General features: G+C 46.0%; 21 protein-coding genes. 11 read left to right on the top strand and 10 right to left on the bottom strand.

Annotated features, from left to right (window positions below; genetic code table 11):
* Positions 1-167 precede the first annotated feature (167 nt).
* Positions 168-1,082 carry a hypothetical protein gene (locus tag FXF61_RS12270; RefSeq protein WP_218571803.1) on the top strand — a complete coding sequence of 305 codons (915 nt, stop codon included), beginning with the start codon at positions 168-170 and terminating at the stop codon, positions 1,080-1,082.
* Between the two features lie 184 nt (positions 1,083-1,266).
* Entirely contained in the window at positions 1,267-1,923 is a 657-nt protein-coding gene (locus FXF61_RS12265; protein ID WP_151185534.1) for a hypothetical protein, read from the top strand.
* Positions 1,924-1,993: 70 nt separating this feature from the next.
* Here FXF61_RS12265 and FXF61_RS12260 read toward each other — a convergent pair whose 3' ends face one another.
* Positions 1,994-2,629 (bottom strand): recombinase family protein, encoded by a 636-nt coding sequence (locus FXF61_RS12260; protein WP_151185533.1) that lies wholly within the window; start codon positions 2,627-2,629, stop codon positions 1,994-1,996.
* A 300-nt stretch (positions 2,630-2,929) separates the two neighbouring features.
* Between FXF61_RS12260 and FXF61_RS15120 the strand changes: the two genes are divergently transcribed.
* The 4 genes from FXF61_RS15120 (at position 2,930) to FXF61_RS12240 (ending at position 7,783) form a co-directional block, all read left to right on the top strand.
* On the top strand, positions 2,930-3,061 hold the full coding sequence (locus FXF61_RS15120) for a hypothetical protein (protein ID WP_256663417.1): 132 nt from the start codon (positions 2,930-2,932) through the stop codon (positions 3,059-3,061).
* 269 nt (positions 3,062-3,330) lie between these two features.
* The gene (locus FXF61_RS12250; RefSeq protein ID WP_218571802.1) at positions 3,331-5,595 is read left to right on the top strand and encodes an ankyrin repeat domain-containing protein; all 2,265 of its coding nucleotides are present in this window, start codon (positions 3,331-3,333) and stop codon (positions 5,593-5,595) included.
* Between the two features lie 278 nt (positions 5,596-5,873).
* Positions 5,874-7,127 carry an AAA family ATPase gene (locus FXF61_RS12245; RefSeq protein ID WP_151185531.1) on the top strand — a complete coding sequence of 418 codons (1,254 nt, stop codon included), beginning with the start codon at positions 5,874-5,876 and terminating at the stop codon, positions 7,125-7,127.
* Between the two features lie 2 nt (positions 7,128-7,129).
* The gene (locus FXF61_RS12240; protein WP_151185530.1) at positions 7,130-7,783 is read left to right on the top strand and encodes a retron system putative HNH endonuclease; all 654 of its coding nucleotides are present in this window, start codon (positions 7,130-7,132) and stop codon (positions 7,781-7,783) included.
* A gap of 76 nt (positions 7,784-7,859) precedes the next feature.
* Here FXF61_RS12240 and FXF61_RS14935 read toward each other — a convergent pair whose 3' ends face one another.
* The 8 genes from FXF61_RS14935 to FXF61_RS12205 form a co-directional block, all read right to left on the bottom strand.
* The gene (locus tag FXF61_RS14935; RefSeq protein ID WP_178087309.1) at positions 7,860-8,036 is read right to left on the bottom strand and encodes a hypothetical protein; all 177 of its coding nucleotides are present in this window, start codon (positions 8,034-8,036) and stop codon (positions 7,860-7,862) included.
* 115 nt (positions 8,037-8,151) lie between these two features.
* Positions 8,152-8,616: a hypothetical protein gene (locus FXF61_RS12235; protein WP_151185529.1), complete on the bottom strand. Its 465-nt coding sequence runs from the start codon at positions 8,614-8,616 to the stop codon at positions 8,152-8,154.
* A 108-nt stretch (positions 8,617-8,724) separates the two neighbouring features.
* On the bottom strand, positions 8,725-9,225 hold the full coding sequence (gene radC / locus FXF61_RS12230) for a DNA repair protein RadC (RefSeq protein ID WP_151185528.1): 501 nt from the start codon (positions 9,223-9,225) through the stop codon (positions 8,725-8,727).
* Positions 9,226-9,290: 65 nt separating this feature from the next.
* Positions 9,291-10,190, bottom strand: a complete 900-nt coding sequence (locus FXF61_RS12225) for a hydrolase or metal-binding protein (RefSeq protein ID WP_151185527.1) — start codon at positions 10,188-10,190, stop codon at positions 9,291-9,293.
* A 78-nt stretch (positions 10,191-10,268) separates the two neighbouring features.
* Positions 10,269-11,279, bottom strand: coding sequence for a YqaJ viral recombinase family protein (locus FXF61_RS12220; RefSeq protein WP_151185526.1), 1,011 nt, complete (start codon positions 11,277-11,279; stop codon positions 10,269-10,271).
* 45 nt (positions 11,280-11,324) lie between these two features.
* Positions 11,325-12,293 carry a DUF932 domain-containing protein gene (locus tag FXF61_RS12215; RefSeq protein ID WP_151185525.1) on the bottom strand — a complete coding sequence of 323 codons (969 nt, stop codon included), beginning with the start codon at positions 12,291-12,293 and terminating at the stop codon, positions 11,325-11,327.
* A 635-nt stretch (positions 12,294-12,928) separates the two neighbouring features.
* The gene (locus FXF61_RS12210; RefSeq protein WP_151185524.1) at positions 12,929-14,146 is read right to left on the bottom strand and encodes a site-specific integrase; all 1,218 of its coding nucleotides are present in this window, start codon (positions 14,144-14,146) and stop codon (positions 12,929-12,931) included.
* 175 nt (positions 14,147-14,321) lie between these two features.
* Entirely contained in the window at positions 14,322-15,185 is an 864-nt protein-coding gene (locus tag FXF61_RS12205; protein ID WP_151185523.1) for a YicC/YloC family endoribonuclease, read from the bottom strand.
* A 137-nt stretch (positions 15,186-15,322) separates the two neighbouring features.
* Here FXF61_RS12205 and rph point away from each other — a divergent pair, with 137 nt between their 5' ends.
* Together rph and FXF61_RS12195 are read left to right on the top strand one after the other, a co-directional pair.
* Complete coding sequence (gene rph, locus FXF61_RS12200; protein WP_151185522.1) at positions 15,323-16,048, top strand: ribonuclease PH; 726 nt, start codon at positions 15,323-15,325, stop codon at positions 16,046-16,048.
* A 28-nt stretch (positions 16,049-16,076) separates the two neighbouring features.
* A complete protein-coding gene (locus FXF61_RS12195) occupies positions 16,077-16,454 on the top strand; it encodes a DUF4870 domain-containing protein (protein WP_151185521.1) in 378 nt (125 codons plus the stop codon).
* A gap of 66 nt (positions 16,455-16,520) precedes the next feature.
* Here the strand turns inward: FXF61_RS12195 and FXF61_RS12190 are convergent, their stop codons facing one another.
* Positions 16,521-17,300, bottom strand: a complete 780-nt coding sequence (locus tag FXF61_RS12190; protein WP_151185520.1) for an exodeoxyribonuclease III — start codon at positions 17,298-17,300, stop codon at positions 16,521-16,523.
* Positions 17,301-17,383: 83 nt separating this feature from the next.
* On the opposite strand from FXF61_RS12190, the gene pyrE reads away from it, so the two are divergent.
* From pyrE to FXF61_RS12175, 3 genes are all read left to right on the top strand, one after another.
* Entirely contained in the window at positions 17,384-18,025 is a 642-nt protein-coding gene (gene pyrE, locus FXF61_RS12185) for an orotate phosphoribosyltransferase (protein ID WP_151185519.1), read from the top strand.
* Positions 18,026-18,119: 94 nt separating this feature from the next.
* Positions 18,120-18,710 (top strand): DUF4124 domain-containing protein, encoded by a 591-nt coding sequence (locus FXF61_RS12180; protein ID WP_151185518.1) that lies wholly within the window; start codon positions 18,120-18,122, stop codon positions 18,708-18,710.
* A 275-nt stretch (positions 18,711-18,985) separates the two neighbouring features.
* Positions 18,986-20,353, top strand: a complete 1,368-nt coding sequence (locus FXF61_RS12175; protein WP_151185517.1) for a KamA family radical SAM protein — start codon at positions 18,986-18,988, stop codon at positions 20,351-20,353.
* Positions 20,354-20,395 lie beyond the last annotated feature (42 nt).

Below are 20,395 nucleotides of genomic sequence, written 5' to 3'. Positions count from 1 at the left end.
TAAGCGTTCAGTAATCCTACCTAAGTCCATCACCATGCAAAAAGCATATTAATTTCACAGTTTGCTCAAGCTGCTACTTTACGCATTGACATACATCTACGTATACAGCACAGTTTACGTAGATTTGTATATTTACGTGAGGTTTTGTAGTGGAATTTAGATACCCAGTGGCTGTAGCAGAAAATAACGCGCATTCATTACGATACTTAACTAGAAACTTGAGTGATCCTGAAGCAGGTCAAGCGGCTTTTGAGGAGCTTTTGCTAGAGTTGGGTAATTCCGTAGATGTGTACCCCGATTGGCACCCCATTTTGACCAACCCGCCACAAGACGGCCTAAGAGGTGCATCTTTGCAGAACCTACCTGCATACAAGGGTATGGATCATACTGTTTTGTTTATAAAAGGTTTTGTAACCTGCCCTTACGATGAAGCTAAAGCAGACCAGTTAGTAAATAATGTAAACGCAGTGACAGGGCTTCAAGCCTATCGCTTGGATGCTGTTTTATATAGTGATAACGCATACCCAGTAGTTGTTCAAGCGGTTGATGTTGTGCTGGAAGGGGATGGCACTATACGCAGCAGGGATGCTCTTGCTTGGTGTGTACAAGAAATGGTTAAAGATGCTCATAACGCTGAAGTTGCAGAAACTTGGTGGAATATAAGAACAAATCTTCTCGGTTGTCCACACGGTTCGCGCTCGTCAATAATAGTGAATCAGCATACCGGAAGTCATATACGAAAAATTCTTGAGGCGATGAATAATAGCGGTATGTACGGACCAATCAAAGAATGGTCATTGAATATGCTCTCGAAGAAAAAAAGAGATACGATTGCTAAAACCTTGATTATGACTGCTATCGCCAATTACCGCGACGCAAGAAGAAAGTTTGACTTTGAGCTGTGTGGTGAGGCGATTAAAGCAGAGGTTCGAGACACATGGGATGACGGTACAGAGCTTCGTGTTGTGGTAGTGATTGGCGATTCTGACTTAGTTGTAACAGGTTGCTACTACCCTGAGAACGGAGTTTTAGAAACGTCTAGCCCAAAGGGTAAGCGCTCAATAGCTGAGAAGTTTTTATAGAAATAAGGTTAGTTATTTCTGGGCATTCCGAGTCAGGCTTAGAGAGAGCTAAAGTGAGCTTTCTACTTGCTAGCGCTGTTAATTTAAGGGTGAGATCACCCTCAGTCCACTGGAGACCGTGGGAAGTCCAATAAGTTTTTGCGTTGTGCTGTTCACGATTTTAAACGATTTAGGAGTCAAATAATTGAAGCGGTATACAGCGTTAATAAAGAGCTTGCCTGAGACAGAACATGCGTTTACTACAAAAAAAGAGGTTTGGTCAGCGCTCTTATCTAAAAACAGTTTAGGGGCTGACCTGCTGCCTAAATTTTTCGGACAGTACGCTTCTATAGAAATATCACGTGAAGACCTGTTCAACTACGCGCAAGCCGACGACTTAAAGCAGTTTATCCTCGCCACCATTCTATGGGGATACCCTGCTGGCATGAGAGGAAATAATTTCACAAACATCATTAAGCAAATAGAAAAGCTGGAAGATGCGCTTAAAAAAGCGAAGCAAGGTAATGTTGACTGGCAAAGCCATTTAAGGGTAATGAAGGATATCCATGGCCTTGGCATCTCTACCTACACAAAATTTTTATACTTTTTAAAAGTTAAGGTAGGCTCTTATCCAGCACTTATACTGGATAAGCGGATAGTGAGTGTACTTAATAAGGGCTTGTTTTCTGAATTTTCAGAATTAAAAGACATTAGCTATATCAACGCTTCAGTTAAATACCCTGAGTATTTAAAGAGCATAGATATTGTAGCAAAAGAGTTGGGCGTGCCTCATGGAAGCCTAGAAATGTTTCTCTTTGGATTCGGTCTCAACCTGAAACCTCGAGATACTAAGCAGGTTTAAATACTCAAACGGGACAGCAAATTGTCGTGAGCAGCCAAGCCGTAGAGGCATAGTGAATTTGGCCACCTATTTATATTCGCGCAGACTCGAACGTATCCATTTCTTTTTTTACATCAGCAATCAAATGCCGCGAGCAACCAAGCGTTTCCTGGATACTGGAATAGCTTTGCCCCGCCTTAAGTAACGATGCAACACTCGCACGTTTTTTTAAATCAGGTTTACGTCCAACGTACTTTCCGTCTGCTTGCGCTTTTTCGATACCTTGCAACTGACGCCTACGCCGATCCTCGTAATCTTTGCGTGCAACTGCCGCCAACATATCAAGGAGCATCCCGTTAACTGCTTGGATGATGGAAGCTGTGAACTCTGTGCTATCAGAACTTTTAAACGCCATCCAGCTGGTGGGTAATTCTGGCGAAACGATCATCAGTTTTTTTGATGCCAGCAGATGTTTTAGCGTTTCCCAGTCAGATTGTTTCAGTCGTGCCAGCCGATCAATTTGTTCGACTAGGATAGTGTCACCTTCTTCAGCATCTGAAATTAATTCCATTAGCTTAGGTCGATGCAATGTCGCACCCGATTCGTTCTCTATATAGAAGGAAGCGATTCTCTGATTGTGGTCGGCAGCAAAATTAATCAGCGACTGTTTTGCACGCTCAGCATTTTGCTCAGTAGTCGAAGCTCGAAGATAGGCACGTAAGAACATTTTGAGATACCAGTCTGTTTTAAATGGTTCTCGTATTGTAGTCTGTTATAAGTGGTTCTGTAAGCTGTTTTGAGTGCTTAAACTCTAGTTCTCTTGAGGTATACCCTAATCAGCTTCGTCCAGGTAGCTGAGCACGCCTGTGGAGCTGTGGTAAATCCAATAAACATAACCGTAAAGCTTAATATTTTTTATTTATGTAAAATCTGAAATTTACTCGCCAACGGCCTAGCTGAAAAAAATGAGAGATGAAAGTACTCTGCAGTTTCCCAATTAAGGGACATGAATTAAGAGGAAATTATCATGGCTAAATCAAGTTCAAAAAGCGGCGGTCGTGGACCTTCAAGTCATTCAGGCCCCGGTGGTAACTGGCCTGCAACTACTGGTAACAAGTCTGGCGGTGGTCGCGGTAACGCACCAGCTAAGGGCAAGTAAGTTTTGAGTGCACAATCAGCCGACCTATAAATCGGCTGATTTTACTCGGGAGGGTCAGATGAAAAGATACAGTAAAGATAAGAATATCAATCAGAAGGTTCGAAACCTGATTAAATCTGGTTGGGAGGCTAAAGCTGGCAGCAAGCATAGGTCAATCATATCACCTGCAGGCGACCGACTAACTATTCCATCTACGCCAAGTGATTACAGAGCTTGGTATAATTTTAAACGAGACGCCAGAGAAATTATAAATAAACAAGGAGTGTTGCATGTCTGCTGAATTACCATACCCAAATCCTTTCGAAATTCTACGATACATACTACGTAGTTTTGATTTGAAACAGTCCAATAAACGTTTGGACGACCTTGCAGCAAAAAGAATATATGGTCCAAGAGAGCTTCCGCTCGCCATGGAGACGTATCTTTTTGATGTTGCCCAGAAAAATATGGGCCAGCCGACTGCAGAGATCGTTTCAAAAGCCATATCTGACTTTTATGCGTACTACCTGATAGAAATTGTAGGCAAGGTACCTGCTGATAATGTAAGTCGTGCTTTTACCCTCAAGCTTTTACTGCAAACCTGTATTAAAGACCATCTCGTTCAGCTAGTAACTAGATTACATAGAGAGCTAGGGGCTCCTCATCCTAGCTTTTGGTTTTCCAGTGAAATAAATTCAGTTGGCGTGCTATTTAATTGGCTAAATGAGCACGAGCCAAATTGGAGTTCATTTTTGAGCAGCCTGAAAAAAGAACACCGAGATATGCTGCGTTCTTGGGAAAATGGAAAAGAGCTACCATCTGCACAATCGATTCGGTTGCTTTCAAAGCCTGACAAGCCAATTAAAAGTGAAGGGTTTGAGGTTAACTGGCAGCGAGTGAACCCCCTTATTTTTATAGCAAGAGCAATTGATTTTATCAGGCAAGAACCTCTGGGAAGATTGCTGCTTGAGGAAGCACGTCTCGCTACCTGGGGCGCTGACAATCGAGTTTCTTTTGCCTCTGAAGTATTAGCAATGCAGAGTAAAGTGCTTGAGAGTATAGGGCCAGATCAAAATTTAATCGCTATATTGCAGCACGATCTAAGACGTACTGTTACAAAAGTTGATCCAGCTAAATATCAGGATCTCATTCGTCAAGCGAGATCATTGACTCAGCGATCAATACAGTTACAACCAAGTCAATATTGGATCGATTGGCATGATGCACGCTGGCATGTATTTAGCGGAGATCTGCAGGGTGCTAATGAGTTGTATAAAGTGGCCTTTGAAAGTGCACTTTTTTCAGCAGGAAAAAATCAACAGCAGATTGCCGAAGAAGCCATGGTTGTTGCAGCCAGTCAGCCAAATCCAGATCGTGTGTTTCTCAAGCAGTTAAAATGGTCGCTTATTAACTTTGGGTACGACATCGCATCCAATTCTCAGGCAAAGCCATCACAAAAAGCCAGTGACACTATTGAAGAGTGGGAGTTGGAGTTATGGAAATCTGGTTTTGATCATGTTTTCCCGAAGCATGGGTTTTTTCCAGGTGTTGATTATGGTTCGGATAAAAAAGAATTAGGTCCGCTATTTGTTGGAGATTATTCTGAAATAAAACCAGATTTTCGTCACCCGGATAGAACGACCAAGATCGGAGAGACATGGCAACGATCGATGCCTCAACTTGTCTGGTTTGCTCTTATTGGAAACATTGAAGTTTGTAAAAAACTAATCGAGTGTGGCGCAAAGGTAAACGTGGCTTCTGAGGTTGGCGATACACCGCTTTTAATGGCGCTAGAAGAGCTTAATGTTACAGAGCTCCCTTTGCGTTCACTAAATGATGAGCTGTATCAGTTGATCAAAAAAGAGCAGCACACTACTAAAACAGTCAATACACGTACACAGAAGAAGCGCCTTTTACCTATTATATCGGCTGTAAAGTCGGGCAAGCCTGAGATAGTCCAGGACCTGCTGAGTATGAGCGCAGATCCGAACATGCGAGGTGATACGGATGAGCAAACACCGTTAAATGTCTGCCTGAAACTTATTGGTATACTTAAAAGACCAGAACTTTTCAAAAAGCATCAGGCCTCAATGCCTATTACGCCAGAAGCGCTGGATTCTATACGCCGGTATTCTAATGGAATGTCTGGCTTTACAATGAAGCATCAACAAAGAGCATTAGGTCAGAGCATGCAGGCCGGTTTATACGGATTTGTAGGAACGCTGCATAACGACATTATGTGTGAAAATATTCATAAGCATATGAGTATTGGTGACATGCGAGAAATCGCAAAAATGCTCATTAAATCAGGTGCTGATGTTAATACTGAACATGCAAGCCCGTTAAAAGGTTATACGCCTTTGATGCTAGCAGTTGAGGTAGATGAGCGAGAACTGTTTGAGCTCATGTTGATCCATGGTGGGGATCTTAAAAAAACATATAATGATCCAGACACAGAAAAGAAAGTGTCAGTTTATGAGATTGCGCATAGTTTTGAGTCAGTAGGTGTTTTAGAAGTTCTGAACGATATTTCACAATACATGACCGTTCATTAATGCCTAATAAGCGAGCAGTAATCCAGTAGGAAGCACAGAACTGATAACCAGTTAAAAAGCTGCTTTGTCGGTTTTAGAGCCTTTAACGAGATGGGGAATCGATGCTTTTAGGCAGGAGAATAAACCCATCTCTTATCTGCTCATGATGCAGCTTGGTTTCTGCTAACCGAGCAATCATCAGTCCCGACTCAGTCACTTACTGGTTTGTACAGGCAAAGCAAAGACTCTAGCCGTCAGTTATGCTAATTTACAGACCATCTAGCTAGTTAGGAAACCCTATGAAACTCGCGTCCATTGAACTAAAAAACTTTCGAGGTATGGAAGCTATACATCTGCCTTTAGCTGAAGGGCAGGTGACGCTAATTGCTGGTGTGAATGGCGCGGGTAAATCAACAGTGGTGGATGCCGTCGCTCTGATGCTGAGTTGGGTCGTGGCGCGCATACGTCATGCAGGTACTTCGGGGCGTGCGATATCTGAAGAAGATATCAATAACCAAGCTAACGATGCGCAGATTCGTATTACCACTACAAACGGTGATAGTTGGGCGCTTAGTAAAACCCGTAAAGGCCATGTCAGACAAGTTGATCCGAGCGATCTCAAGTTTGTTTCAAGTTATGCTTTGGAGTTGCAAGAGCAGATCTCTAGCCATAATGAACAATGCTCCATTCCTGTTTTTGCCTACTACCCAGTTAACCGTACTGTGCTTGATATACCTGTGCGCATACGCCAAAAACATGAGTTTGCTTTACTAGAAGCCTATGATGATGCATTAACCAGTGCAGCTAATTTCCGTCGTTTTTTTGAATGGTTTAGGAATCGTGAAGACTTAGAGAATGAGCGTTTTCGTGAGTTTGCTGACACTGATCAAAGCCCGATTGATGGTCAGTTACAAGCAGTACGCTCTGCGCTGGAAAGCTTTATGCCGCAGTTTAAAAAAATGCGTATCCAACGTAATCCTTTAGCCATGATTGTGGAAAAGGATGGCGAGCGCATGCGTGTAGAGCAACTCTCCGACGGTGAGAAGTGCATGATGGCTATGGTGGGTGACTTGGCCCGGCGTTTGGCCATTGCTAACCCAACGATAAGCAACCCGCTATCAGGTGAGGGTATTGTTCTGATTGATGAGCTGGACTTGCACTTGCACCCTCATTGGCAGCGACTGGTTATTCATCAGCTAACACGCGTATTTCCCAACTGCCAATTTATTATTACCACGCACTCACCGCAGATTATGGGGGAGGTGCCTGGCAGCGCTGTGCGTATTTTGACGCGAAATGCAGAAGGCAAAACAACATTCAACATACCTCAGCAATCACTAGGTCTAACCTCTGCTGAAATTCTTGAAGAGTTGCTACAAACGCCGAAGCGCAATACAGATGTGACCACTGCGTTAGATGCTATTTTCCTACAGATAGATGATGAGGATTTTGCGTCTGCACGCGCCGCTATTGCAGCCTTAAAAGAAAGGCTCACAGGAGATATACCTGAGCTAATCAGAGCTGAAAGCCTGCTAAGCATGCTGGAGGGCTAGGTTTGATTGGTATAAAGAAGCAACCAGAACCTCAAGCGTTGCTGGCTTACAGAAAGCAAGCAGAAGCCTGTTATGACGGCGCGAACTTCAGCATTGTAAAGGCGGAAATCAGATCCTCTTTACTGAGAGAACAAGGTTATCTGTGTGCCTACTGCATGAACAGTATTGAAAATGACCCTCTCAAAATGAAAGTCGAGCATTGGCAAAGTCAAAGCCAGTATCCTGAACGGCAGTTGGATTACAAAAATATGCTGGCAGTTTGCAAAGGTAATGAAGGCAGTGAGTATGCCAGCCAGCACTGTGATACACGCAAAGGAAATCAAGAGCTCAGTATCAATCCTGCAGAGCCAGCGCATTCTATTCAAGAGAAGATCAGGTACTTGGGTAGTGGTAAATTGAAGCTGGATGATCCTATTTTAAACGATCAAATCAACCAAGTGCTCAACCTTAACTACTACCGCTTGAATGAGAACCGTAAAGCGGTAATTGATGCGGTGCAGCATGTGTTAGCGAGGACTAAAGGCAGTGCGACCACTGGTGGATTGCAGAGATTGCTTCAGGATTGGTCATCTTTAGATCGCCAGGGTAAACACAAGTCATTTTGTGGGGCTGCTATTTATTATTTGAATAAAAAGCTTGAGCGGGTAAAAAAATAAACGCCAATGAACCAAGCCAAGCAGCTTACGCTGCCTGACTTGGTTGCTTTTATCTCGCTGAGCTGAAAGTTTAGAGTCAATCGTTGCTGTCTTCGTCTTCGTAATCGCTGTCCAGCTGGTAAGTAGCAGTATGTCCGCTTAAGCATGTGCCGACCCAAGGCTCTGTTGGATCATCTTTATCGCAGGGAACTCGGGCACTACAAAACGGACATAAAGGGTCGGAAAACTCAACGGTGTAAGTGAAGGTGTCCATTGCATGTGTTCCTTTAAAACATAGGTTCACTGTGTTGCTTTCATGCCTCGTTACTAAGGCAGAGAACAGCATCCTCCTATGGCCAGTGGTCATTTGGCCCAGAAGGGAGCTTTATTTACAGGCTGATTGAGTTGGATATTCTTTTTAAAAGCGGGATGGCTTTTGCCGCTGCTATTTTTAAAAATCTCTCCTTTAGTGTTGCAGGTAAGTTTTTCATGACCACGATGACAAACTGAATGAGTGGCTGCTTGATGTGCTCCCACAGCGTTGGCTTTCGATATTGAATACTTTCATTGAGTCTTTTAAGACGGTATTCGACTTCATTGCGCTCCTCGATATATTCCTGGTGCTGCTCTTCTGTGATTTGGCCTAGTTTGTACCAGAGCTGTAAATCGCTACCTATTTTCTCTGTGACAGAATAGATTTTGTGATGCTCTGGACTGCTAATGAGTTGCTCTTTTGTGTAGGTGTGCGTTTTGAATAGCCAGCCCTCTGTCTGGCTGGTTTTATTGCTTAATCGCTCTAGGCATTCATAAGGTATTCTGAATTTGTTTTTTATATTCAGTTTTACAATTTGCATGTTTGACCTTCTTAACTAGATAGCTTTTCATCCATGCTCGATATCGCAAGATGTAAGCTCTTGGCGTGAGAGCACAAGCAGTGTGCAGCTTGGCTTGTTTTCACATGGCTACATGTTCCCGTTTTCCACAAGCGAATAGCACCCATCAGTCCCAACGATGATGTGGTCCAGTACCCGCACGTCTACCAGTGCCAGCGCGTCCTTTAAACGGGTGGTGAGATGAATATCAGCCTGACTGGGCTCAGGATTACCTGAAGGGTGATTGTGCGTAATGATCATGGCTGCAGCGTTATGCTCAAGCGCAGTCTTTACCACTTCACGCGGGTAGACAGATGCTGAGTCGATCGTGCCTCTGAACAGTTCGTGGAAGCCAATGATCTTGTGCTTAGTGTCCAGTAACAGCACTGCAAAAACCTCATGCTCATAATCATGCAGCAGCGTGCGCAAGTGATCTTTAACTGCCTGTGGGCTTTCTAATGCACGGCCTTTGCTGAGGCGCTTTTGTGAGAGCTGTTTGGCCATGGTTAAGATGTCTTGCTCAGTTACGATCGGTGATTCCATGACGTAAGTGCCAGGCTCAGTACCTGCTTTAAGCATGTGATAGCGCATGATGATTTTCCTTATAGGCATAAAAAAGCCACCTCGATGGGTGGCTTGAAATAGTGAGTATGTGATTAGGTGTTGCTGGCGTTAGCGCTCGCTTTACGGTGAAGTTTTTCTGCCAGTGACCGTTCAGCTAGAACATGGGCTTTCAGGTCATTGTTGGCTCTGTTCTCAGTAGGGTAAAACTCTTCAACGATTGCGCTGATGTCATCTTCATCCTCTTCAAAGGCTCCATTACCTAAGCCAGCGCTGGCAATGTGATCCAGTGCATCTTGGTTGAATCCAGTCTGCTGTCGCTGCTCATGCAGCTGCTTAGCTGCCATTAAAGTGTCTTGCATACTCAGCCCTTCACGTAAGGTAATGTCAGCGTAAAAGATGGGCGTGCCACGGCTTTGGCGTGTGGATTTGCCACGTAATCGCAACTCCAGTGGCAGGCAAGACAAGAGGTTGTTTGAGATGGCCTTAAAGTAATTCAGGCGCGCTGTGAGGGTGCGGATACTGTTAAAGCCAGTGGTACGAAACACAAAGCTGCCCATGCTGTCGTCGTCACCAATCAGTACGTTCAAGCGAGCGTATGGCTTGCAGGCATTGCCTTGTGCCAGTGGACAGCTATCGGGTGATGGACAAGGTAACGACTGAATGCCGCTTTCCGTTTGACGCTTGCACGTCTCGCCATTACCCACGCATAACGGGCGACCGGTGTTGCGATCAAACAAACTGTAGTCCGCACGAAAGTTCAGTTCAGGCTCGTTAAACAGTAACCGAATCGGAATGCTACGCAACTTGCCTTCCTGTTCTTGGCGCAGGTCATCATTCAGCGGGTGTAACAACCAACCGTCACGGGTTTGTACCTGTGAGGTGATAGTGAATTGATCATCTTTTTCAGGAAGACGTTTACCGTTCTTTTCTACAACGCGCCCAATTGAAATACGCCCCAATACCGGAGGGGTAATAGCTAAACCTTTCAGCATGATGTTCTCCTTAAAGCATAAAGCCCCCTGGCCGCGCTATGCAGTCAGGGGGCTTTATGCTGTGTTGGTTGTATGAGTCTATGAGATTAAGAAACGGCGACTGCCTTTGCGTAACGCTTGGTATTGTTCTTTAAGGTGGGGCAGGTCACGCAGCAAAGATGCAGTGTCCAAAGTGAGGCTGTCTTTAGCTTTCTTCCAAGTAACTGCGCCTGAAGCAAACATTGCACGTGAGGCATCGCCCATGGCTTGTTGAATCTTTTGCTTGAGGGCTGACTCGCGCTTCTCTTGTTCACTGATAGTGTCACGCACCTGTTTGAGCGTTTCATACGCCAGGGTGAGTTCTTCATCCACCGAGAAATCAACGGTTTCACCTTGGTCTTGTGGGAACAAGCAACGCAGTGCCGTATCTGCAGAAGCAGAGCCATCTGCTGGTGGTGGTGTATCAGTTTCAACGTAGTTCCAGAATTGCCGTTCTAGCTCAATGAGTTGTGCAATCATGGTTTCATCGCGTTCAATGCGATAGATCTCCAAGTGCTGACCACCCAGCAAGACAGCAACGTCTGCAGCCTGTTTGCCGGTGACGGCTAACTGATGCATGACCTGCAGCTGCACGTACTCAGGCACGCCTTCCTTCCATAGACGTGAGCCATTGATACCGGCTGTTTTACACTCCAGAATCTGTACATCTTCAACACCGATTACTTCACGGTCGATATTAGCCAGCATCCATGAAAGCTCTGGATCAGGGTGCTGCAATACCGCATTGATACGACGTACACGGTTTCCCGTTTTGTTGGTGTAGTGCGAGGCCACAATGGGCTCCAGGATCGTTCCCCAAAATGCAGGGCTGGTGTCGTCACTTGGATCAAGTTGCGGTAACTCTGCATCACGGCCTGTTTTCTCCATCCATAATTCAAGCTGTGACTTGTACGGGTTTAATCCAACAGCAGCGGCAGCATCAGAGCTGCCGATGCCTTTCTTACGGATGTTCAGCCATTCTTCACGCTCCAGGTTCTTAGTGCTAACCAAGCGGAGAGCAGGGCGGCTAGTGATGGCTTTTACTTCTGTATTGACTTGATTGGTTTGCATGATAAATACTCCATTACGCTATAACGTAACTCTATGTATTGAAATTTAAGCAACGAGTTGTAAGGCTGTATCCAGAGCGCGTTGTTTGATCTGAGCGCCTTGACCAAACCACGCTGAGTCCAGGCGGTTGTCATTACTGCGTGCTTGCTTGTGGTGATCAACAAACTCGGTGACTGCACTGAGTAAGCCCCAGGCTGTACCGCTTGCAGACTCAAGCTCACTACCGCGTCCACGTCCGTCATACAGGTCTTGCACCACGCGTAAGGCTCTCTCGTTAGGCAGTTTCTCAGGTACAAGCACTTCACCATCCAGCTGGCACATAACGCCCATGAAGTAGCCCATCGCTTCTTTCCAGCGCACCTTACGTTGAGACAGCAGGTTCATCTGGTACTTGAAGTCATCCCATTGCGAGACGGCAATACCGAGATCGCGCTTTACTACATCAGGATTAAACTTGGTGCTGTGCGGTACCTTGATGGCCATAGGCGCACCGTTGAGCGATACCGTTAATGTGTTATTGCACACGACACGCACTGTTGTAGGTGTGGCTGTAGTGGCTAAGGTGCCGTCACACGAGGTGGCCAGCAGTATGTAACTGTTCACCAAGTCTTTACCCTTGAGCGTAAAGTCTTGTCCTGTACGAGCCAGCGCCCAGAACTTACGCCCACCTTTAAGCACGCCAGCGGTTTCCAGTTCAAATCCGGATACTTCAGTCAGGTCGCGGTAAAACTCGATTACGTCGTTGGGTTGTACGGTTTGATAGCGCTGCGACACAACAGACAGCGGCATTTTGGTATCAGAGCGGTACAACACTTTCTGTTCAGGGAAGGTATGAATGCTGCCTAAGTGGCCGGCCATGTTTGATTTGAAGTGCACTGGGCTTTCTAAAATATCCCAGTCCATACCGGCTTCACGACGCCAGACCTCTAACGGTTGTTTAGGTGACAGTTGATTGCCCAAGCCATGCCAGGGCGTATCACCAACGTAAGCCATTTGTTCAACTAAATGAGCCATGATGAAAACTCCTTTGTGGATTGTTAGTTCAATGCGATTACAGGTGAGAATTTTTGGAAGCAGCTATGGCATTGATAGTGGGGTAACAGCTTGCTATCAAATTCTTGACCGAAATGTGCTCCTAGTGTCGAGCCGTTTAGGCCGCCTGTAAGGCCAACTAATATTAAGCTAGCCACTGTGCTGGCAGTAAAAACATAGGGGGAGTGTTTGGGTGAGTTGTTCATTGCTGTGTATACCGCGCTGGCAGCGCCACTAATTGCGCCAATGCATGAGGCAATAGATGTGCTTGTTTGGGGGCGGCTGACACTTGCTGATGAGCAATAAGGACACTTTACTGACATAGAAAACTCCTACTGGATGTGTTGTCAGTTCAGTAATGTATGAGTGAGATTTTTTTGAATCGACTTCGTGTGGTGTTGTATGCGGGATTTTTACGTGGGATTGATGATTCTGATAGGGCAGGCTTTAATCGGCAGGGTTGCGGCATTGCAGGGGCAGGTAACACTAATGTAATGCGGAGGTGTTTTAAATAACGAAGCTTAAACTGCAGGAATAATCACTGAGTAGGCCGATCCTCAGATGTAGAGTGGATGGCCTTGTCAGGTACATTTGAAGATGCTGAGATCAGCGCCCCATTAGTCGGCTTGTATAATTGGTGTGAGCTTTTGAGCAAGCTGATTCAGGGCGTCTCTTCTCTCGTCAAAGTAGTCGTGGCGGTTATAAATACCCTCTACCCCTCTGATTTTATGATTCAGGCAGCGCTCTGCTATATGGCCAGGTACGCCCAGCGAGGCTAGCAGGCTGCGACAGGTGCGGCGTAAATCATGCACAGTAAAATGCTCAAAATCCCCCATTTTGTTCTCAGGCTGCACAGCTCGACCTGGCTCTCTGCCGAATAGTTTTGATATAGCTCGATTCAATGTATCCTTGCCCATGTGAGGCATTTTGCTTGATCTTCTATTTGGGAAAACGTAAGCGGAATCAAAGGCACGAACTCTGAGCTCGTTTAGCCATTCAATAGATAAGTCGGGTAGTGGGATATCAATAGCTACACCAGATTTACTGCGTTCGCTAGGTAAATACCATATCTGCTTATCTAGATCGAACTCACTCCAGGTTGCTTCGGTTAACTCGCCTTTTCTCGCGCCTAGCAACACTAAAAGTGCACAGGCTAAGTAGTTATCGCGTGTGAAGCTGTCAGCCTCTTCCCTAAATTTATTAAAAGTGAACTTCAGCTCTTCTATTGTTAAGGCTCTGTCTCTACTTTTTTCTATGCCGCCGGCATCGTCCACTACAAAAGCACTTGCTGGATTGCCGGAGATTAGGTCTAGTTTGAGTGCGTGGTTAAACAGCTGCTTGCAGTACAGCAAGGCATCGTTGGCAATTGTTGGGCGGTTGCTTTCTGTGATGTTTCTTAAAATCTGTTTGATATCGCGTCCAGTAACAGCAGCTGGCTGCATTTGACCTATTACAGGCGCTATATCTTTGGTGTAAACACGGAAAGGCACGTGGTGGTGCTTCAGTCGTTTTATATTGCCTTCATGCCAGTCGGCGAAAAGATCATCGACGCTGTAAATTGAATCGTATTGAGCTCTTTTCTTTGCAATAAGGGGGTCAAGGCCATCGCGATGATGTTTCATCTTAAGTGCAGCTTCTATTCTTGCGTCGGCAAGAGATAAGTCTGCAACTCGACCAAGTGTCATCTCTCTGCGTTTTTTATTAGATGTGAAACGTAACATCCAATACGCACTGCCAACTTTGGGCACTACCAGATAAAGACCACCACCATCGGAAAAGCGGCCAGGCTCCCCCTTAACTTTTGCGTTAACTGATTTACTTGTAAGACTGGCCATTGCTCACTCCAAAAGTACCCACCACTTGTAAGAGAAAGGATACTACCATACCCACCATTATACCCACCACTTGATTGTAGATAGTGGTGGGTATGTATGGACTGCCATGGACTGTTTTGAAGTTGAAAGCCTTGTATTTGCTGGTTGAAAGGACGGGTATGGACTTGAGTGGATATCACTCGATATTCTGCACCTGTTCGCGCATCTGTTCGATTAAAACTTTGATATTCACTGCCGCTTGAGTAGAGCGGGTGTCAAATGCTTTGGATCCGAGGGTGTTGGCTTCACGGTTGAGCTCTTGCATAAGGAAATCTAAGCGTCGGCCGATGGCGCCGCCGGTCTTAAGCACGCGGTGTACTTCGCTGATGTGGGTGGAAAGTCGATCAAGCTCTTCGGCGACATCGCTTTTTTGTGCCAGCAGGACCAGTTCTTGTTCAAGGCGTTGGGCATCAAGTTCGACTTGCATCTCTTGGCAGCGGGTGAGGATTTTCTGGCGTTGCTGCTCGAGCATTTGCGGTACCAGGTCACGCAGTAGGCTCACTTCAGTTTGAATGGCATCCAGACGTTCGCTGATTAAGCGCGCCAAATCAGCGCCTTCACGGGCGCGACTTTCTTTGAGCTGCAGCAGTGCGCTGTTAAACAGCTCGATGGCTGCGCTGTTGAGTGCTTGACTGTCGACTGACTGTGTTGTCAGTACGCCAGGCCAGGCCAGAACATCCATTGGGTTAAGCGCTGCAGGCTGCTGAATTTGTTGGGCAATCTGTTCTGCTGCTTGAATCAGTTGCTGAGCGCGCTCTTGGTTGACCTGTAGGCCGGACTCAGTGGATGACTCGGTGAGCTTCAACGTGCATTCGACTTTACCGCGCGATAAGCCGTTGCGCAGCGTTTCACGCACTGTAGCTTCCACTTCACGTAATGTGTCAGGCAGACGCAAGAGGGGTTCTAGGTAGCGGTGGTTCACCGAACGTAATTCCCAACTGAGTGTGCCATAGGCACCGTTTTGCTCAACACGAGCGAAGGCGGTCATGCTATGCACCATGGGGTGTCTCCAAAATAAGAGGTTTGATTAATGCGTCAATTGTAGCGAATATTTTGATGCGTTGTGTTTACAATGCTGATGTTAGGATGTTGTATCCCTATAATGTTGCATTCATATTTAATAGACAGGAATATTTAATGACTCGTCCCAGTGGCCGCCAACTAGATCAACTACGCACTGTGTGTATCACGCGTAACTATACTTGCCATGCTGAAGGCTCTGTTTTAGTCGAATTTGGCAATACTAAAGTGATTTGCACCGTCAGTGTAGAAAATGGCGTACCACGCTTTCTGAAAGGCCAAGGGCAAGGCTGGTTGACTGCGGAGTACGGTATGTTGCCACGCGCTACCGGTAGCCGTACACGACGTGAAGCCAGCAGTGGTAAGCAAGGCGGCCGCACTTTAGAAATCCAGCGCTTAATCGGTCGTTCTTTACGCGCGTCTCTTGATATGACCAAGTTGGGTGAGAACACGCTGTATGTGGATTGCGATGTGATTCAAGCAGACGGCGGAACACGCACAGCGGCGATTACCGGTGCTATGGTGGCACTGGTTGATGCTTTAGCTGTGATGCAAGAGCGCAAAATGCTAAAAAATGGCTCACCGCTTAAGCAAATGATCGCGGCTGTATCGGTTGGTGTTTATAACGATGTACCTGTGCTTGATTTGGACTACCCAGAAGATTCAACCGCTGAGACAGATTTGAATGTGGTGATGACCGACGCTGGTGGTTTTATTGAAATTCAAGGCACTGCTGAAGGCGCGCCCTTTGCGTCAGAGCAACTTAATGAAATGTTGGTGTTAGCAGATAAAGGTGTGCGAGAGCTCTTTGCCTTGCAGCAGGCTGCATTGCGCAATGAGTAAGATCTAATAGTAAAACAGGAGCGCGGTAATGGATAAGCACGGATCAGTTACCCCCGAACAGCCACAGCTGAGCCAAGAGGCAAAGCTATGGGCTATGGTGACCCACTTCGCGGCTTTTGCGGCTTTTCTTATTCCTTTCGGTAATATTATTGGTCCAGTGGTGGCGTGGCAGCTGAAGAAAGACTTTCATCCCTTTGTCGCACAAAATGGCAAAGAGGCAGTGAATTTTCAGATCACTATAGGGATTGCTGCATTTATTGGCATCATGCTGATTTTTGTCGGAATCGGTGTTTTTGTGCTGCCGGTACTCGGTGTGTACTGGATAGCGATGACTATTATTGGTGGAGTAAAAGCCAATAATGGCGTGGCGTATCGTTACCCAATGACCTTGCGCTTTATTAAGTAAGCGAGTCGCTCGCTATGCAGCCTGAATAACACAAGAGGCTATTTGTTTGTGTTATTCAGGCTGCTTTTAAACGCTTAACACCCAATCATAGTCAACACTAAAAGGCGCATGCTCTGAAAAGCGCGGCTGCCTAGACAATTTGGCACTGCGTACAGTGCGACGCATGCCTTGCGTTAATAATTGGTAATCAAAGCGCCAGCCGAGGTTTAGCAGTTCAGCCTGTTCGCTGTCAGCCCACCAGCTGTACAGCTCGCCTTCTCGGTTTACCTCACGCAAGGCATCGGTGTAGGCCATCGTTCCAATCAGTTCATCCATCCACGCCCGTTCAGGCGATAGAAATCCGGTTTCTTGCTGGCAGTCACGCCAGTGTTTTACGTCGAGTTTATTGTGCGCTATAAACAATGAGGCACAGTAAATATAGTCACGACGCTTGCGCCGTTGCTTATCAAGATGGCGCGCAAAGTCATCCATAAACTTAAACTTTTGGTTCAAGTCGTTCTCATCTTTACGCCCAGAGGGCATGAGTACACTGGCGATGCTGACTTTATCAAAATCGGCCTGAATATATCGGCCGAAACGATCAGCTGATTCAAAGCCTAAACTGGTTATAATGGCCTTTGGTTGCAGGCGTGTATAGATTGCAACACCGCCTTGTGCGGGTTGTTCAGCATCACAAGCGTAGCAAAAATAGCCATGCAGCTGGACCTCAGATGCATCCATTTCGTGTGCGCTGGCGCGTGTATCCTGCAGGCAGATGACATCGGCATTTTGCGCGTGTAGCCAGTCAAATAACCCTTGTTCAATAGCATTGTGAATCCCGTTCACATTTATACTAATAACGCGCATGGATAGCCCCTAGAAAAAAAGTGTGTGTATGATACCGAACGTATTTTAAATTGGCTAAACCCAAAGCGCTAAGGACCCTTTTTATGCAAGCATATCAACGAGAGTTTATTCAGTTCGCACTTGAGCGCGGAGTTTTACGCTTTGGTGAGTTTACCTTGAAGTCGGGGCGAGTAAGTCCTTATTTTTTTAATGCAGGGCTGTTTAACTCAGGTTTGGCTTTAGCCAAGCTCGGTCGTTTTTATGCACAAGCACTGGTTGATAGTGGGCTGGCCTATGATGTGGTGTTTGGGCCTGCGTATAAAGGTATTCCGCTGGCTGCAACGATGGCAGTTGCTTTGGCTGAACACCATAACACTGACATACCTTGGTGCTTTAACCGTAAAGAAGCGAAAGCGCATGGTGAGGGTGGCACATTAGTGGGTGCGCCTTTAACTGGCAAAGTAGTAATTGTTGACGATGTGATTACTGCGGGCACAGCTATTCGCGAAGTGATGCAGATTATTCAAACGCAAGGTGCTCAAGCGGCGGGTGTGTTGATTGCCTTAGATCGCCAAGAGCGTGGCACAGGTGCGTTGTCAGCGATTCAAGAGGTTGAGCGTGATTTCAATATGCCAGTAATAAGCATTGTATCTTTGCAGCAAGTGTTAGAATATTTAGCCGGTAATGATGAGTTAAGGCACCACTTGTCTGCGGTAGAGCGCTACCGTGAGGACTATGGCATCTAAGGACGTGTTGAATAATTAGCTGCCTCGCCAACATTATTCAGTGCTTCCATAATGCTATAAAATGTAGCTGTTGATATCTTCGAGGTTATAAGTGATGCGGTTATCTGGATCTGCATATTTTTTTCTTGCACTGAGCTTATTGCTCAGCAGCAGTGCTTATGCAGTTGAATATTATCGCTACATTGATGAACGCGGCATTACCGTGATCAATCATCAGGGTGTGCCTGCGCACCTGATTGGTAATGGTTATGAAGTGCTCAGCGAGCAAGGTCGTGTTGTTCGAGTGGTACCGCGCGCACCTACACCAGAAGAATATAGAAAAATACAAGCCGATAAAGAGCAAGCAAAGTCTGATCGGCAGTTATTGCTGTTGTACACGCGGGTAGAAGATATTGATCGTGCTTTGGAGCGTAAGGTTGCTGATATTGAGGGGCAGATTAGCATTGCCCGCGGTAATTTATTATCGACAAATAGTTTGAAGGCTGATTTGCAGAGCCAGGCCGCTAGTCAAGAGCGTGCTGGGCGCGTTGTTTCAGAAGCTTTAGTTGAGCAGATTAAAAACGCCACCATTGATCAGCAGCGCTTACAGCAACAAATTTCGCGCTATTTACAAAGTAAACAAGATGTTGAGCATGCATTCGAACGTGATAAAATGCGTTTAATTGAACTGCTGGGGACGAGGTGAGTCAAATTTAATAATTGAGAGACAGGCAAAAGTACCGTAGTCTATGTCCTCTTTTAGCAACACGGTCATCCCTTTTCGGATAAATTCCGACATATTGGGAGGTTTTCCTCCTACCCCATATGGCGGTTAGGTCACGTTTTAACGTACTTAATCGTAGCTTTTTGCTACTTATATGTAGCTATCTTTCTTCCCTTAGGGGATGCCCCAACAAGCGGGTTCAGAGTAAGCCGTAAGGCTTTCAGTTGAGCTGATCCTGCGTAGAGTGGAGAGTAGCCATGAATCAATTAATAAAAATAAAGCCTCTAAGTGATGAAGGCTTTACTGAAAATACGCGGTTTCAAGTTTATACCGACCGTCAGTTTGATAAAATTGAACCGCTGCAAAAATTATCAGAAGAACAGCGCTTCGAAATGCGTGTGGTGGCCAGTGTGTTGCCGTTCCGTGTCAACCAGTATGTGATTGATGAGCTGATTGATTGGGACGACATTCCTAATGATCCAATTTTTCAGCTGACCTTCCCGCAGCGTGAGATGCTTGAGCCCAGTGATTATGATGTGATGGCACAAGCATTGCGTGACGAATTACCCCGCGCTGAAATCACCAAACTTGCTCGTGAGATTCAAGCGCGTTTGAATCCGCACCCAGCTGGTCAGCAAGAAATGAACGTGCCGATGCTTGATGGACAGGTTTTGGATGGTGTTCAGCATAAGTACCGTGAGACGGTACTGTTTTTCCCTAGCCAAGGCCAAGTGTGCCACAGCTATTGTACGTTTTGCTTCCGTTGGGCACAGTTTGTCGGCAATAAAGAGCTGCGTTTTGCCAGTAATGAAGCCGAGTCATTGCACCGCTACTTAGCCCAAAATACCAGCATCACTGACCTGTTAATTACCGGTGGTGATCCTATGGTGATGAAAACGCGCCACATGGAAAGCTATCTTGAGCCGCTGTTGCAGCCTGAGCTTGAGCACTTGCAAACGGTACGCATTGGTACCAAGGCACTAACGTTCTGGCCGCAACGTTTTGTCACTGATGATGATGCCGCAGGCTTGCTTAAGCTGTTTGCTAAGCTGGTGAAGGCGGGTAAGCATGTTGCGATAATGGCGCATTTCAACCACTGGCGTGAGATGGAAACCCCTATTGTGCGTGAAGCGATTCGCCGTATTCGTGCCACTGGTGCGGTGATTCGCACGCAGGCACCTTTAGTGCGTCATATCAATGATGATGCCGACGTTTGGGTACGCATGTGGCGCACGCAAGTACGTCTAGGCCTGATTCCATACTATATGTTTGTTGAACGTGACACGGGTTCAAAACGTTATTTTGAAGTGCCGTTGGTACGTGCTTATGAGATTTACCGCGAAGCCATGCAGGGCGTATCTGGCTTAGGACGTACCGCTCGCGGACCATCGATGAGTGCCGGTCCGGGTAAAGTTGAGATCCAAAGTATTATGGAATTCAATGGTGAAAAAGTTTTTGTGCTGCGCTTTATTCAGGGTCGTAATCCTGATTGGGTACAAAAAACGTTCTTTGCTAAATATGATGAAACAGCGACTTGGTTTGACGACTTAGTGCCGGCCTTTGGTGAAGAGAAATTTTTCTTTACTGATGAGTACAACGCGATGATCAGCGCCAGCGCTGAATAAATGAAAACGCCCGCTTAATAGTAAGTGGGCGTTTGAGTTGCA

Source organism: Pseudomonas sp. C27(2019), from assembly GCF_008807395.1.
GTDB lineage: Bacteria > Pseudomonadota > Gammaproteobacteria > Pseudomonadales > Pseudomonadaceae > Denitrificimonas.
Note: the sequence above shows the minus strand (reverse complement) of the source record. Positions and strands in the feature narration are given on the sequence as shown.